This is a genomic window from uncultured Flavobacterium sp. (genome assembly GCF_963925415.1).
Classification (GTDB): Bacteria; Bacteroidota; Bacteroidia; order Flavobacteriales; family Flavobacteriaceae; genus Flavobacterium.
Genome location: NZ_CAWUTS010000069.1, coordinates 1 through 14548, shown reverse-complemented (window position 1 = coordinate 14548; position 14548 = coordinate 1). Strand labels below are relative to the sequence as shown.

Here is a 14548-nt window from a genome sequence, read left to right as displayed (position 1 = left end):
CGTTGCCCGGTATTAAAGATAGATTTTCAAGGCCTCCGTAGTTATGTTTCAAACACCACAACACAAATTTGTGCCAATTTTCACCTGCTTGTGCTTTAACCCAAGCATAATCCTCATTCTCTTTTATTACTTCAATTCCTTTAAAATTGATATGAACTACTAATTTTTCAATGTCTTGAGTCAGCAACATGTTGCTGCCACCGCCCAGCACAAATACGTCTTGATGTGTTTGTAAAATAGACGCTAATTCTTTGGTATTACTAACAGCAACAAAATTTTTGGCTTTAGCCGAAATGCCAAAAGTGTTGTGTTTTTTTAATTGAAAATTAGATAGAATATTCATGCTTTTAAATGCTAAGATACAAATGTAGTATTTATTGGGATATGGGCAATAGTTTAGAACTTAACGATAACTATTATGCATATAAAATTTTTTGTGTAATATGGAGTTGCACGTCGTTTTATTAAAGCTTAAAAATGGCATAGGATTGATGCGTCGATTTGATAATGCTCTCGGTTCGTTCTTCATGTGTGTCCGTGATAAAAATTTGTCCGAAAACATCATTGTTTACCATGGAAACTATTTTTTGAACTCTAAATTCGTCTAGCTTATCAAAAATATCATCGAATAGTAAGAGGGGTAAAACACCACTTTTTTCTTTGATGAATTCAAATTGGGCTAATTTTAAAGCAATTAAAAACGATTTTTGTTGGCCTTGAGACCCGTATTTTTTTATCGGAAAACCGTCAATTTCAAATGACAAATCGTCCTTATGTATCCCCACAGATGAATATTGTAAGGCTCTATCTTTGGTCAAATTAATTTTTAGCAAGTCTTTTAGCGGTTTATCGAACAATTGGCTTTCATAACGAAGCTGCACCTCTTCAGCCTTATCGGTAATAATTTTATGGTGTTTTTGAAATATGGGAATAAAATTAGCCAAAAACTGTTGTCTTTTAGTAAATATTTTTAACCCCACTGCAGCTAGAGGTTCGTCATAAACGGCCAAATTATCAGCATCAAATACATGATTAAGTGCAAAATATTTCAGCAAAGCATTGCGTTGCGCTAGTGTTTTTTGATAATAAATAAGTTCATTTAAATATGAACTGTCTAAAATTGAAATAACACTGTCTACAAATTTCCTTCTGGTTTCACTGCCATCTGTAATCAAATCTGCATCTGACGGAGATATGATTACCAACGGAATAAAACCGATGTGTTCAGATAGTTTTTCGTATATTTTTCCGTTTCGTTTTATGGTTTTCTTTTGTCCTTTTTTAAGGCTACATACAACTTTTTCTTCTTTTTCTTCTTTTTCAAATACGCCATTAATTACAAAAAAATCTTCGCCGTGTTTGATGTTTTGACTCGAAAGCGGTGTAAAATAACTTTTGCCATAAGCTAAATGGTAAATAGCGTCTAATATATTTGTTTTTCCAATTCCATTTTTGCCTACAAAGCTGTTGATTTTAGGGTCAAATTGGTACTGAAGTTCCGTAATGTTTTTATAATTGAGTAAGGAAATAGATTTTAAAAACACGTGTAAAATTTAAGATTTTAGGGCTATTAAATGAACAAAGTACAAATTTAAGTGTAAATTATGGAATAATAATACCAATAATGTTTTTAATTTTCTTAATTTTTTTGGTGCTAATTCAATAAAAGTTATATTTTTGCAGCTCATTAAATTAATTTAAATGGCTACATATAATAAAAGAGGTTATAAAACTCCAAAGTCGAATGATATTGCAGATGATGCATCAAATGATTTGAGCGAAGCTTATAACGGAGAAAGTACAACTGCAGAAGTTTTTGAAACCTTAGACGAACAAGCTAATAAAGCGGAAGACTGGGTTGTTAAAAATCAAAAACTAATTATAGGTTTAGTTGCGGCTATAGCTGTGGTGACAACTTGTTATTTTTTATATATGAAATATGTGGTTGAACCAAAAGAGTCAAAAGCGGTAAACAATATTTTTCAGGCCCAACAATATTTTAAGCAAGCGGTTGAAAGCCAAACAGCACAAGATTCATTATTTACTTTAGCTTTAAAAGGTGGTGAAGGTAAGTTAGGATTTGAAGGTATTATTTCTGAATATGCGGGAACGCAAACAGCAGATTTAGCAGAATATTTTGCAGGTATGTCATACTTTAACCTAAAAGATTATAAAAATGCAGTAGCGCATTTGGAAAAATTTAAAACAAACGACGAAAATTTAAAACCGATTGCTTTAGGAGTAATTGGAGATTCGTTTTCAGAATTAAAAAAATATGACGAATCCTTATCGTATTATTTAAAGGCGGCTAAGGCTTCAGATAACGATTTTACATCGCCACGTTATTTAAAAAAACATGGTATTTTAGCTTTATCGCAAGGTAAAAAAGCAGAGGCTTTAGAATCATTTTTAGCAATTAAAGAAAAATACAGTACAAGTGCAGAAGCATCTGATATAGATGGTTATATTGCTCGTGCAGAATAAATATGGCAACAGAAAATAAAAACTTATCCAATTACGATAAAAACGCACTTCCAAACGCGAAAGATTTTCGGTTTGGTTTTGTGGTTTCTGAATGGAACGATGATGTAACAGAAGGCCTGTATAAAGGCGCTTATGATGCCTTAATAGATTGTGGTGCTATCAATGAAAACATAGTACGATGGAATGTTCCTGGAAGTTTTGAATTAATTTTTGGTGCAAAAAAAATGCACGAAGAAGTACATGTAGATGTTGTTATTGTTATAGGATCTCTCATTAAAGGCGAAACCCTGCATTTTGAATATATATGTGAAGGTGTTGTTCAAGGAATAAAAGAGATGAATTTAATGTATCAGATTCCTACTATTTTTTGTGTTTTAACCGATAACAACAAGCAACAATCTTTAGATAGAAGTGGAGGAATTTATGGAAACAAAGGTGTAGAAGCAGCTATTTCAGCTATTAAAATGATTGCTTTAGGTTAAAGTTTACATAAAAAAAAGTTAACCTGCTCAAATGAGTGGGTTTTTTTATGGCTTTTAGCTAATAAATCTGTAAATTTGATTTTATTTAAATAAATAAAGCAACTATGTTTATTAAATCCTTATTAAGACTACATTCTCATAGAAGGTTTGAATATAAGCCTCGTTTTTTTGACGCTCAAAAAGAAGAAAGAGATAAACGAATAGAGGAAAAACGAATACTAAGAGACACCGATAAGCGTATTTCATTTAGAACCGGTTGGCATGCAGAAAGTACAATGCATTCGTCAAGATCCAGTAGCTTTAGAATTGCTATTATTGCTGGAGTTTTGGTTTTAGCTTGTTTTGCTTTTCTACGCTATATAAATATTGACCTATTTTAATGCCATCAAAAATACAATTATTACCCGATCATGTTGCCAATCAAATTGCGGCTGGAGAAGTGGTTCAACGACCGGCATCTGTAGTTAAAGAATTGATTGAAAACGCTGTAGATGCAAAGGCAAACGAAATTAAACTCATCATAAAAGAAGCGGGTAAAACCCTTATACAAGTTATTGATAATGGTGGCGGAATGGATGTAATTGATGCACGAATGTGTTTTGATCGTCATGCCACATCTAAAATAAAAAATGCCGAAGATTTATTTGATTTGCATACCAAAGGTTTTCGTGGAGAGGCTTTAGCTTCTATTGCTGCAATTGCACATATGGAATTAAAAACTAGGTTGGAAGATGAAGAATTGGGCACACATATTGTAATAGAAGGCAGTAAAGTTATATCACAAGATGTGGTTGTTTGCCCAAAAGGAACATCTTTTTCAGTTAAAAATATATTTTATAACATTCCGGCTCGACGCAATTTTTTAAAGTCAGATACCATTGAATTTAGACATATTGTAGATGAATTTCAGCGGGTAGCCTTGGCTCATCCTTCCATTCGCTTTATCATGTACCACAATGGCGAAGAGTATTTGAATTTGCCGATTTCAAATTTTAGACAACGTATTGTTAATGTTTTTGCAGGAAAAACAAATGAAAAGTTAGTGCCTGTTTCTGAAAATACGGATATCGTAAACATACATGGGTTTGTGTCTAAACCCGAATTTGCCAAGAAAAACAGAAGTGAGCAGTTCTTTTTTGTAAACGATCGATTCATCAAAAGTGGCTATATGCATCATGCCATAATGAATGCCTATGAGGGCTTGTTGAAAGAAGGTACACAGCCCTCTTATTTTTTGTTTTTTGATGTGCCCAAACACACCATTGACATCAACATTCATCCTACAAAAACCGAAATTAAATTTGATGACGAACAGTCTATTTATGCTATTTTACGTTCGAGTATCAAACACAGTTTAGGTCAATTTAATGTAGCTCCCATACTAGATTTTGAACGGGATGCAAATTTAGATACACCTTATGCCTATTCTAAAAAGGAACCTGGCGTGCCAATTTTAGAGTTTGATCGCGGTTTTAATCCTTTTCAAAATTCCAATGAAAAGTCCAAATCACAAGTTTATCCCAAAAGTCAAAATGCCAATTGGGAAAGTTTGTACGTAGGCTTGACTGATGAATTTGAATCGCAAAACACAACCTTTGAATCTGATGAAGCAACAACTTCATTGTTTGATGGTGTTGATGCAGATACTGTGGTTCAAAACAATTATCAGTTGCAAAAAAAATATATAGTGAGTCCCATTAAATCGGGATTGTTAATCATTGATCAACGAAAAGCACATCAGCGTATTTTGTATGAGCAATTTTTAATAAACATGACCGTTTCTAAAGGATTAAGTCAACAATTGCTTTTTCCGTTATCAGTAGTTATGTCGTTTCAAGATCTTAGTGTTTTGAGAGAATTAAAAGTTCAATTGGAACATACGGGTTTTACTTTTAATGATTTTACAAAGGAAACAGTTGTTTTTTCGGGCATACCGGCCAATATTAAAGAAGGTAAAGTGCCTGTTTTATTAGATGATTTGGTGTCAGATTTGCAACAAAAATTTCCGCAAAGTAGCTTTTCACAAAACGATGGCATTGCAAAATCGATGGCCAACAGTTTGGCCGTAAAAACAGGAACATATTTAACACAATACGAAATAGACAATATGGTTAATGCATTGTTTGCATGTAAAGACCCCAAAATTTCACCTTTTAAAAAACCCACATTCATCACCTTAACTGTTGATGATTTAGATAAACGATTTGCTTTATGATGAATATGACCGAAACCGTAAAACAATTATTGATTGCCAATATTTTAGTATTTATTGGATGCCAGTTCTTACCAGCATCACAAGACCTTTTAGCGTTACATTATTTTGAAAGTGATCGTTTTAAGATTTGGCAACCCTTGACCAGCATGTTTATGCATGGGGGACTTATGCATATTGCTTTTAATATGTTTGCCTTATATTCTTTTGGCTCAAACTTAGAGCAACAATGGGGCGTAAAAAAGTTTTTGTTTTTTTACCTTTCCTGTGGCTTGGGTGCGTCTATTTTATATTCGGCATTTAATTATTATGAATTTCATGAGGCTATACAGCCCCTACTTAAAGGGGGGCTGTCAAAAGAACAAGTTATCATCGCTTTAAACAATCAGAATTTTGAATCATTTGACGGATTAATTTCACAAATACAATTTGATAATTTATCAGGTGTTTTTTATGGAGTAGCTGTTGGGGCATCTGGAGCCATTTATGGTTTATTAGTTGCTTTTGCTTTTATGTATCCAAATGCAACACTTGGATTAATGTTTATACCGGTACCAGTTAAAGCAAAATATTTTGTTCCAGGAATATTAATTATTGATTTGGTTTTAGGATTAAAAGGAAATTCTTTATTTGGAACAGGCGGAACAGGAATTGCTCATTTTGCTCATTTGGGAGGAGCTTTGTTTGGCTTTATTATGGTTTGGTATTGGAAAAAAAATCAGTTTAACAACAACCGTTGGAACTAGTTGAGTACAAAATTTATAAAAGATAACACACAATATTAAAATTAGGTATTATAAAAATAAAATGAATATTTTTCAAGATTTAAAAAACCAATATCATACAGGAGGTATCGTTCAAAGAATTATTTTTTGGAACGTTGGTGTTTTTGTATTTGTTTCTTTATTAGATGTTATTCTTAAAGTTTCAAAAATCAATTTCAATCTATATGAATATATAGGATTATCTTCTAATGTTTCTAAATTTGCATTGCATTTTTGGACTTTGTTTACCTATATGTTTGTTCATGCCGATTTTTTTCATTTGTTGAGTAATATTTTTGTGTTGTGGTTTAGTAGTTTTTATTTTTTAAGTTTTTTTACCGTAAAGCAATATACTTTTGTGTACTTTTTTGGCGGAATTTTTGCAGGCATATTTTATTTACTTTTTAATTTTTTTTTAACAGATAATTCTTTGTTGGTTGGCGCAAGTGCTGCTATTTTTTCGGTATTATTTGCCGTTACAATTTATGCTCCCTATACCGAAGTAAAATTGTTTTTTATAGGATATGTTAAGCTTTGGCACATTGCTTTTTTTATTATCTTTTTGGATATAATACAAATGCCTTTTTCAAATTTTTCGGGTCATCTGTCTCATTTTAGTGGTGCATTATTTGGACTTGTTTTTGTTAAATTGCTTCAAAATGGCACAGATGTTTCTAAAATAGTATTTAATATGTTTGAAAATAATAATCCAAAAAATAATAATTCATTTTCAAAAGTTCACATCAATAAAAACACATCTAATCTTAAAAAAACACATAAAACAGATTTGCAACAAAAAAAAGTAGATGATATTTTAGATAAAATAAGCAAATCGGGCTATGATAGTTTGTCAACAGAAGAAAAACAGTTTTTGTTTAAAATAGGAAAATAAAAAAAACATGAAAAGCGAATCATGGTTTAATAGGTTAATGGGTTTTTTAAACGTTATACTTTTTGTGCTTACAATAAGTGTTTATGTTTTGCCTTTTTTAGCACCCAAACTTTTTCCGTTCTTGAGTGTTTTTTCGTTAATTTTGCCTTTTTTATTGATTCTTAATTTTCTTTTTTTTGTTTATTGGTTGGTTCTTTTAAATAAAAAAACACTGATTTCGGGTATCGTTTTGATGTTAGGCATAACCTTTATTAATAAGTTGTATAATTTTACAGATACTAATTTGCCCAAATCGCCATCAGATTTTACGGTTATGAGTTATAATGTGCGTTTGTTTAATTTATATGAATGGTTGCCCGAAAAAAATGTGCCTCAGCAAATTTCAAAATTTGTTTTTGATGAAGATCCAGATGTTTTGTGTCTTCAAGAATTTTCTCCACTTGCTTCTGCAAACTTTAGTCAATATAAATACAAATATATAGATGTTAAAGGTAATAAAAACAAATATGGTCAAGCTATTTATTCTAAATACCGCATAATTAACAAAGGTGAAATATTATTTCCAAATACTTCAAACAAAGTTATTTTCGTGGATGTAAAAAAGCAGAAAGACACCATTAGAATATACAGCATGCATTTGCAATCTATTAAAATAAGCACCGATATAAACGATGATATAGATGAAGCTAAATCAATATTTATATTCAATAGACTGAGTACTACTTTTAAAGTACAACAGCAACAAGCTGAATCTATAAAAAAGCATATGGATGGCTGTAAGTTACCTAAAATTATTTGTGGAGATATGAACAACAGTGCGTTTTCTTATGTTTATCGATTGATTAAAGCTGATTTAAAGGATAGTTTTGAAGAAGCGGGGTTGGGTTTTGGAAAATCATATCATTTTAAATATTATCCTGCTCGAATTGATTTTATTTTGGTTGAAGATGCATTTGAAGTAAAGGCATATAACTCATATGATGCTTTTTTACACAGTGATCATTACCCACTATCAACGCGTTTAGAGTTTAAAAATAGGTAAATGAATATTGTTATTATAGTATAAGTATTGATTGTTGCTTTAAATAGGAAACAGCATATCTACCTTCATTAAATAGTAAATCAAGGATGCTTAAATTAGGAATAAAACCGTATTTTTCATGAAAAACTTGGGTGTATTCATCTGTTTGTGTTGTGTCTTTTTTTCCGTTTGCTAAATGACGAAAATTGCTTGTATCTTTTACTTCATGAAAATATTCTGTAGTTTTTGAAAAATATAAATCGATACCCAAACACGAGTTTACTGTGTCAAATATTTCAAAATTTAAATCCAATAAAAACGTATGTTTTTTTTGAAAAATTAGTACTAAATCATCAATGAAATAATCGTAAAAGGGCGAATTTTTATAAGCTGCTTCTAACGATTTAAAATGATTTTTTTGCCAGCCAGATTGCTCTTCTAAGCGTATTTCTTTGTATTTCTGGTGTTCTGTGTTTTGGTGCTGAACAGCAATATTGAGCATCTGAATGCCGTTTGCACTATAAATGTACATTCGGTTTCTGTTGGTTTGTTTTTGAAAATTATCTTCTGTTTCAAATACTAATTCATCAGCCTGAATCATAGCAATGTAATGGCTAATCGAAGGAAAATAAGTAGGATGAAGAAGTGTTTTCAAGTTTTTAATTGTTTTAACGCATTACATTCAACCGGTTAAGGTTTACAGACTGTCTTTTTTCTTTTTCTTCTTATTTTTAAAATAATCAAAAGCAAAATATCCTGCTAAAAATATCAAGAAAAATTTAAAATAAGACTGAGGCTGACCTTCACCACTCACGGTTGTAAATAATCTATCCCAACGAATGCTCCAGTTTTTAATGCCGTCATTAATGCCATCAATACTCATCCAAATAAATATTGGCTTTCCAACAATATGGTTTTCTGGCGTGTAGCCAAAATAACGTGCATCTAGTGAGTTGTGACGGTTGTCTCCCATCATCCAATAGTAATTTTGTTTAAAAGTATAGGTAGTAGAAACTTGACCATTTATTCTAATTTCGTTGCCATTTACTTGTAAATCATTTTCTTCATATTCGTTGATGATCTTTTTGTAGAAAGGCAAGGTTTGTTTGTTTATAGCTACGGTAGCACCTTTTTTTGGAATATATATAGGGCCAAAATTGTCATTGTTCCATTGATGGGTTGTAGATGGTATACCGTCCTTCATATCTGGAAAAATACCATCTTCTGTATCTTTTCTTATCTTTCTTTCTACAGATTTAATTCGGGAGTCGGTTTTTATTTGTTCATACTTTTGATCTGTTAAATTGCCATAGAAATAAGAACTAGAAAATTCTAATCCTAGTTTGTTGTATATGTTTTGATCAATATCTCCTTGCACAACTGAAGTTAAACTATCTCTGCCAACTTCGTTAAAGGCATAATTTTTTATTAATTCGGTTTTTAATGCTTCTTTATCCCAGATTTCATTTTTAATCTCAAATATAGGATAGGATTCTGTAATGGCATATTCTTTTTTTATAACATCAGCAGTACTTTCTTTTAATATTATTTTAAAGTAATATTGAGGTTTTGCTCTTTCGGGTAAAATTAATTTTTCACCATTGATAAAGACAATTCCGTCTATGATTTGTAAAGAGTCTCCAGCAATACCCACACACCTTTTTACATAATTTGTTTTTTTATCAATAGGCTTGTCATAGCGTTTATCGGCAACTTTATACATGTTGTAAAGGGTGTCGGTTGGCCAGTTAAAAACGACAATATCATTGTTTTTAATTTTTTCAAAACCTGGAAACCTAAAATAAGGCAGTTGTGGAAATGTAGTATATGATTTAATTTTTACAAAAGGTAACGAATCATGAACCATTGGTGCGGCTACAGTAGTCATAGGAACTCGTGCACCATAATTGAACTTGCTCACAAATAGAAAGTCACCAACCAATAATGATTTTTCTAAAGAAGATGTAGGTATGGTAAACGGCTGTATAAAATAGGTGTGAACAAAAGTAGCTACAACTATGGCAAATAGTAAGGAACTAACTATATCTGCGGTTTTGTTTGAAGGAACTAAACTGCGGTCAACTATATAGCTTGGTTTTTGCGTATAATTGATGTAATATATATATAAACCAAAAGTTAAAATAACGTATAAGGTGTCTTTTGAAGAGTTGTAACCAAAACTTCTGATAGTTTCTACCCACAATACCGGAAACATAATAAGGTTAATAACCGGTATAAACAGAAGAAACGTATACCATTTTGGCCTGTTGATAATTTGCATTAATACTATTGCATTATAGACAGGAATAAAAGCTTCCCAAGATTTTCTGTCTGCTTTTTCGTATAATTTCCATGTTCCAAAACCGTGAATTATTTGAACTATTGCTATAAATAGTAACCATTGTAATGCTGTCATTTTATGTATTATTTAACTGTTAAGCCATTGACCTGTTTAATTGTTTGATATTAGTTATTTAACTAATTACTAATCTTTTATTTCCAATACATCTTTCATATTGTAAACACCCTTTTTACCAACCAACCATTCGGCAGCAATAAGAGCTCCTAAAGCAAAGCCATCTCTGCTGTGTGCGGTGTGTTTTATTTCAATTTTATCGACTTCTGATTTATAAAAAACACGATGTGTACCCGGCACATTTTCAATTCTTTGCGAATCGATTTGAATTTCATTTTCTGTAGGTTTTTCTAAAGTCCAGTTTAAATAATGTGTATTTTCAATTATTCCTTCAGCTAATGTTATGGCTGTGCCACTTGGTGCATCAATTTTTTGTGTATGATGAACTTCTTGCATTGAGACTTTATATTGATCAATTTTTTTCATCATTTTTGCCAAATAGGCGTTCAATTCAAAAAAAACATTTACACCCAAGCTAAAATTCGAAGCATAAATAAAGCTTCCGTTTTTTTTATTACACAAATCAACTGTTTTGTCATAGGCGTCTAGCCAGCCTGTTGTGCCACTTATTATAGGTATATTAGTGTTTAAGCATTTATAAATGTGTGAAATAGCACACGAAGGAGCGCTAAAATCAATAGCTACATCTGCCTGCTCTAAACCGTCAAAAGAATCGTCAATAGATTTTTTAAGCACAATAGTATGCCCTCTTTCTAAAGCTATTTTTTCAATAACCTTTCCCATTTTTCCGTAGCCTAATAGTGCTATATTCATAGAGTTTTAGTGTGTATAATTGCTGTTAAAACGTATAGTTTAATAACAAGCTAATGTTTTGTTCGTTGTTTAACTCATTTTGAAACAATTGGGGCTTTACGGATAAATTATCATTCACGTTAAACTGATCTAAATGAGCATCCACATTTGCATTCACGATATTTAAAATATAAATACCAACAGTCATTAGCATGGATAAGTCTCTATTTTTTTGATAAAACTTTTGCCCACTTATCAATCGGTCATTATCTAGAGCGCCAAAAATAGGATGATTTGGATCATATGTTCCATCTAATCTACGTTTGTATTCGTTTCTAAAATTAGTGTACTCCCGTTGATTAAATGCATAAGAATATATCGAAATTCCAAGGCCAGCATATAGAATTGGAATTTTCCAGTAACTTTTATTATACGCTTGTCCTAAGCCAGGCAAAATAGCTGAATAAAATGCTGCTTTTGATGGAGCTAAAGGATTTATAGTGATTGACAAGGTGTCTTTTGGCTTAATGATTTCGTTTTTTTGTGACCATAGAAAAGTGCTACAAAAAAACAAAAGAAATACATATTTAAAAACAGACTGTTTCACTATTCTTTTATAAGTTTCAAAATACGTTCAAAATCTTCTTCAGAATGAAAAGGTATGGTAATTTTACCTTTACCATTTCCAGCAGATTTTACATCTACTTTTGTTCCAAAATAATGAGCAAATACTTTAATTTGATTTTCTTCAATTATAAACGATTCTGCTTTAGTTTTGGGTTTTTTTGCTACTAGGCTTTCTTGATATTTTTTAACTAATGCCTCAGTGCCTCTTACCGACAAGTTTTCGATTACAATTTTGTGATATATATTACTTTGAACCTCATTATCTTCTACATTAATTAGTGCTCTTCCATGACCCATTGATATAAAGCCGTCACGTATGCCGGTTTGTATGATAGGGTCTAGTTTTAATAAGCGAAGATAATTAGCTATTGTTGAACGTTTTTTTCCAACACGCTCGCTCATTTGTTCTTGTGTAAGATTAATTTCGTCTATTAAACGTTGATATGATAACGCGATTTCTATTGGATCTAAATCATGGCGTTGAATATTTTCAACCAATGCCATTTCAAGTGATTCTTGATCATTGGCAATTCTTATATAGGCAGGTACCTGCAAAAGACCAATAATTTTTGAGGCCCTTAAACGTCTTTCACCCGATATTAATTGATATTTGTTAAATTCAAGCTTACGAACCGTTATAGGTTGAATTATACCAAGTTCTCTTATGGAACTGGCCAATTCATTTAATGTTTCTTCATTAAAATTAGTTCGAGGTTGATGTGGGTTTATTTCTATAGAATTTATATCTAATTCTACCATATTGCCTACAACCTTATCTGCATTTTTATCACCTACAGATTTTATATCATTAGCAGGATCTTTTAAAAGAGCAGATAACCCTCTTCCTAATGCTTGCTTTTTTACAGCCTTTGTCATTTTTACGCTTTATTTTTTTGAATAATTTCTTCAGCCAAATTTATATAATTTAAAGCACCTTTACTTGTTGCATCAAAATTAATTATACTTTCTCCAAAACTTGGTGCTTCGCTTAATTTAACATTACGTTGAATTATGGTTTTAAACACCATATCTGCAAAGTGTTTTTCTACTTCTTCAACCACTTGATTAGATAAACGCAAACGACTGTCGTACATAGTAAGTAATAAACCTTCTATGTCTAAATCAGGATTATGTATTCTTTGAACACTTTTTATTGTTGTCAGCAGTTTGCCTAAACCTTCTAATGCAAAATATTCACATTGTATGGGTATAATTACACTATCAGCAGCTGTTAAAGCATTTAAAGTTAGTAAACCAAGAGATGGGGCACAGTCAATAATTATGTAGTCATATTTATCTTTAACACTTTCCAATGCTTGTTTAAGCATGTATTCTCTATTTTCTTTATCTACTAATTCAATTTCAATTGCTACCAAATCTATATGTGACGGAATGACCCAAACATTGGGTGCAGAACACGTTACAATAGCTTCTTCTGGAGTATTACTGTGTTCTAATATTTGATAAGATCCTATTTCTACAGCATCTACATCAATACCTAACCCACTACTTGCATTAGCCTGAGGATCAGCATCTATCAATAAAACTCTCTTTTCTAAAGCACCTAGCGAAGCCGCTAAATTTATAGATGTAGTTGTTTTTCCTACGCCTCCTTTTTGATTTGCAATTGCAATTATTTTGCCCATTTTATGTTTAAAATTACGATTGTAAAAATACAATTAATTATGGTTTTGCCAAACACTAAACTGTTAAGAATAGAATAATTTTCTTTAAGGTTTAGTTACTGTTTTGTAATTAAGTCTTTTAAAAATAGGGTGTAATTAAAAATAAAACACGAAATACATCGTGTTTTTATTAGTTTTTAATCTCTTTTAGGACTGTTTTTTTTATCTCTCTTCTCTGCTTTTTTTTCTTTAGCCGATTTTAACGGTTCTTTTTTTTCCGTTTTTTTTGCGTCTTGACTTTTTGCCATAATAATTAGTTTTAAGTAAATGTACTAAATAAAAATTAAATTTTCAATAAACAATTTTTATTTTAGGACACTATCGTATTAGACTAAAATGGGCTCTAAAAGTTTTAAAAATGTTATTCTCCTCATAATCAATTGTAAACCAATAGTCAGCTGCAGGCAAGCTATGACCATTTAAAGTTCCATTCCATCCTATATTATTTGGTTTTAACTGTTTTATTAGTTTTCCGTAACGATCATAAATAAAAACAGTTGGATTTTCCAAACTATTTAAGCCGTAAATAGTCCAAAAATCATTAAATCCGTCTCCATTAGGTGTAAAAAAGCGAGGATAGCTAACTATTAAAATGTCCTTTGATAGCGGTTGCGAACAACCGTTTTTATCTATTACTTTTATGGTGTGAATGCCAGAATCTACATGAGTAAAAACATTACTTTCTTGTAGAATACCATCATCCAATTGGTATGAATAATTTCCTGCATCTAATGCTAAAATTGTTACTATTTGATTTTCAGCAAATGCACCGTTTGTTGTAAAGTCTATGCTCATCAATGTAGGTTCAAATACTGTAACATTTATGGTTTGTGAAACAGCACATTGATCTAAATTTGGTGTAAAAACATATATTCCTGATAGTGAGTTGTTTATACTTGTAGGGATCCATGTTCCAGGTATTCCATTTGGGGATGTTAAATTTAACACAGGCGAATTTGCTCCCTTACAAAACGATATAGCATCAATAAAATTGGGTATATTTTTATTTGTTATTGTAATGTTTAATTGATAGGGTTGAATATTCTGACACGGAGATGTTTCAGGTGTAAACGTATATGTTGTGTTGCCAGGAGTAGTAGTATTAATTACCGCATTCCAAGTCCCTAAAATATTATTAGTTGATAAAATAGGTAAAACTGGCGCCGTGGTATTTTGACAAATACTTGGTATTTGTGTAAAAGTTGCAGTAAC

At 31.3% G+C, this 14548-nt stretch carries 16 protein-coding genes; 7 read left to right on the top strand and 9 right to left on the bottom strand.

Features of this window, described 5'->3' with window-relative positions; translation table 11 throughout:
- Both AABM47_RS05510 and recF read right to left on the bottom strand, forming a co-directional pair.
- Nucleotides 1-343: FAD-binding protein (locus AABM47_RS05510; protein WP_338409929.1), on the bottom strand; the 343-nt coding region annotated here is incomplete at its 3' end.
- Between the two features lie 121 nt (nucleotides 344-464).
- Nucleotides 465-1544, bottom strand: a complete 1080-nt coding sequence (recF, locus tag AABM47_RS05505; RefSeq protein WP_338409928.1) for a DNA replication and repair protein RecF — start codon at nucleotides 1542-1544, stop codon at nucleotides 465-467.
- A gap of 157 nt (nucleotides 1545-1701) precedes the next feature.
- Here recF and AABM47_RS05500 point away from each other — a divergent pair, with 157 nt between their 5' ends.
- The 7 genes from AABM47_RS05500 to AABM47_RS05470 all read left to right on the top strand — a co-directional run bounded on the left by AABM47_RS05500 (nucleotide 1702) and on the right by AABM47_RS05470 (nucleotide 7876).
- A complete protein-coding gene (locus AABM47_RS05500; protein WP_338409927.1) occupies nucleotides 1702-2484 on the top strand; it encodes a tetratricopeptide repeat protein in 783 nt (260 codons plus the stop codon).
- 2 nt (nucleotides 2485-2486) lie between these two features.
- Nucleotides 2487-2966 (top strand): 6,7-dimethyl-8-ribityllumazine synthase, encoded by a 480-nt coding sequence (gene ribH / locus AABM47_RS05495; protein ID WP_338409926.1) that lies wholly within the window; start codon nucleotides 2487-2489, stop codon nucleotides 2964-2966.
- 104 nt (nucleotides 2967-3070) lie between these two features.
- A complete protein-coding gene (locus tag AABM47_RS05490; RefSeq protein ID WP_338409925.1) occupies nucleotides 3071-3346 on the top strand; it encodes a hypothetical protein in 276 nt (91 codons plus the stop codon).
- Nucleotides 3346-5181: a DNA mismatch repair endonuclease MutL gene (gene mutL / locus AABM47_RS05485; RefSeq protein WP_338409924.1), complete on the top strand. Its 1836-nt coding sequence runs from the start codon at nucleotides 3346-3348 to the stop codon at nucleotides 5179-5181. The genes AABM47_RS05490 and mutL overlap by 1 nt, the downstream gene beginning before the upstream one ends.
- Nucleotides 5178-5924, top strand: a complete 747-nt coding sequence (locus AABM47_RS05480; protein WP_338409923.1) for a rhomboid family intramembrane serine protease — start codon at nucleotides 5178-5180, stop codon at nucleotides 5922-5924. Before mutL ends, AABM47_RS05480 begins: the two co-directional genes overlap by 4 nt.
- Before the next feature lie 61 nt (nucleotides 5925-5985).
- Complete coding sequence (locus AABM47_RS05475; protein WP_338409922.1) at nucleotides 5986-6834, top strand: rhomboid family intramembrane serine protease; 849 nt, start codon at nucleotides 5986-5988, stop codon at nucleotides 6832-6834.
- Between the two features lie 7 nt (nucleotides 6835-6841).
- Nucleotides 6842-7876: an endonuclease/exonuclease/phosphatase family protein gene (locus AABM47_RS05470; RefSeq protein ID WP_338409921.1), complete on the top strand. Its 1035-nt coding sequence runs from the start codon at nucleotides 6842-6844 to the stop codon at nucleotides 7874-7876.
- 13 nt (nucleotides 7877-7889) lie between these two features.
- On the opposite strand, the gene AABM47_RS05465 is transcribed toward AABM47_RS05470, so the two are convergent.
- The 7 genes from AABM47_RS05465 to AABM47_RS05435 all read right to left on the bottom strand — a co-directional run.
- Nucleotides 7890-8510, bottom strand: a complete 621-nt coding sequence (locus tag AABM47_RS05465) for a WbqC family protein (protein ID WP_338409920.1) — start codon at nucleotides 8508-8510, stop codon at nucleotides 7890-7892.
- Between the two features lie 42 nt (nucleotides 8511-8552).
- Nucleotides 8553-10271: a signal peptidase I gene (lepB, locus tag AABM47_RS05460; RefSeq protein WP_338409919.1), complete on the bottom strand. Its 1719-nt coding sequence runs from the start codon at nucleotides 10269-10271 to the stop codon at nucleotides 8553-8555.
- Nucleotides 10272-10340: 69 nt separating this feature from the next.
- Entirely contained in the window at nucleotides 10341-11045 is a 705-nt protein-coding gene (dapB, locus tag AABM47_RS05455) for a 4-hydroxy-tetrahydrodipicolinate reductase (protein WP_338409918.1), read from the bottom strand.
- 25 nt (nucleotides 11046-11070) lie between these two features.
- On the bottom strand, nucleotides 11071-11535 hold the full coding sequence (locus AABM47_RS05450; RefSeq protein ID WP_338409917.1) for a DUF5683 domain-containing protein: 465 nt from the start codon (nucleotides 11533-11535) through the stop codon (nucleotides 11071-11073).
- Nucleotides 11536-11630: 95 nt separating this feature from the next.
- Nucleotides 11631-12527 (bottom strand): ParB/RepB/Spo0J family partition protein, encoded by an 897-nt coding sequence (locus AABM47_RS05445; protein WP_338409916.1) that lies wholly within the window; start codon nucleotides 12525-12527, stop codon nucleotides 11631-11633.
- Nucleotides 12528-12529: 2 nt separating this feature from the next.
- Complete coding sequence (locus AABM47_RS05440) at nucleotides 12530-13297, bottom strand: AAA family ATPase (protein ID WP_338409915.1); 768 nt, start codon at nucleotides 13295-13297, stop codon at nucleotides 12530-12532.
- 357 nt (nucleotides 13298-13654) lie between these two features.
- Nucleotides 13655-14548, bottom strand: an 894-nt coding sequence (locus AABM47_RS05435; RefSeq protein ID WP_338409914.1) for a T9SS type B sorting domain-containing protein, incomplete at its 5' end; no start/stop codon positions are given.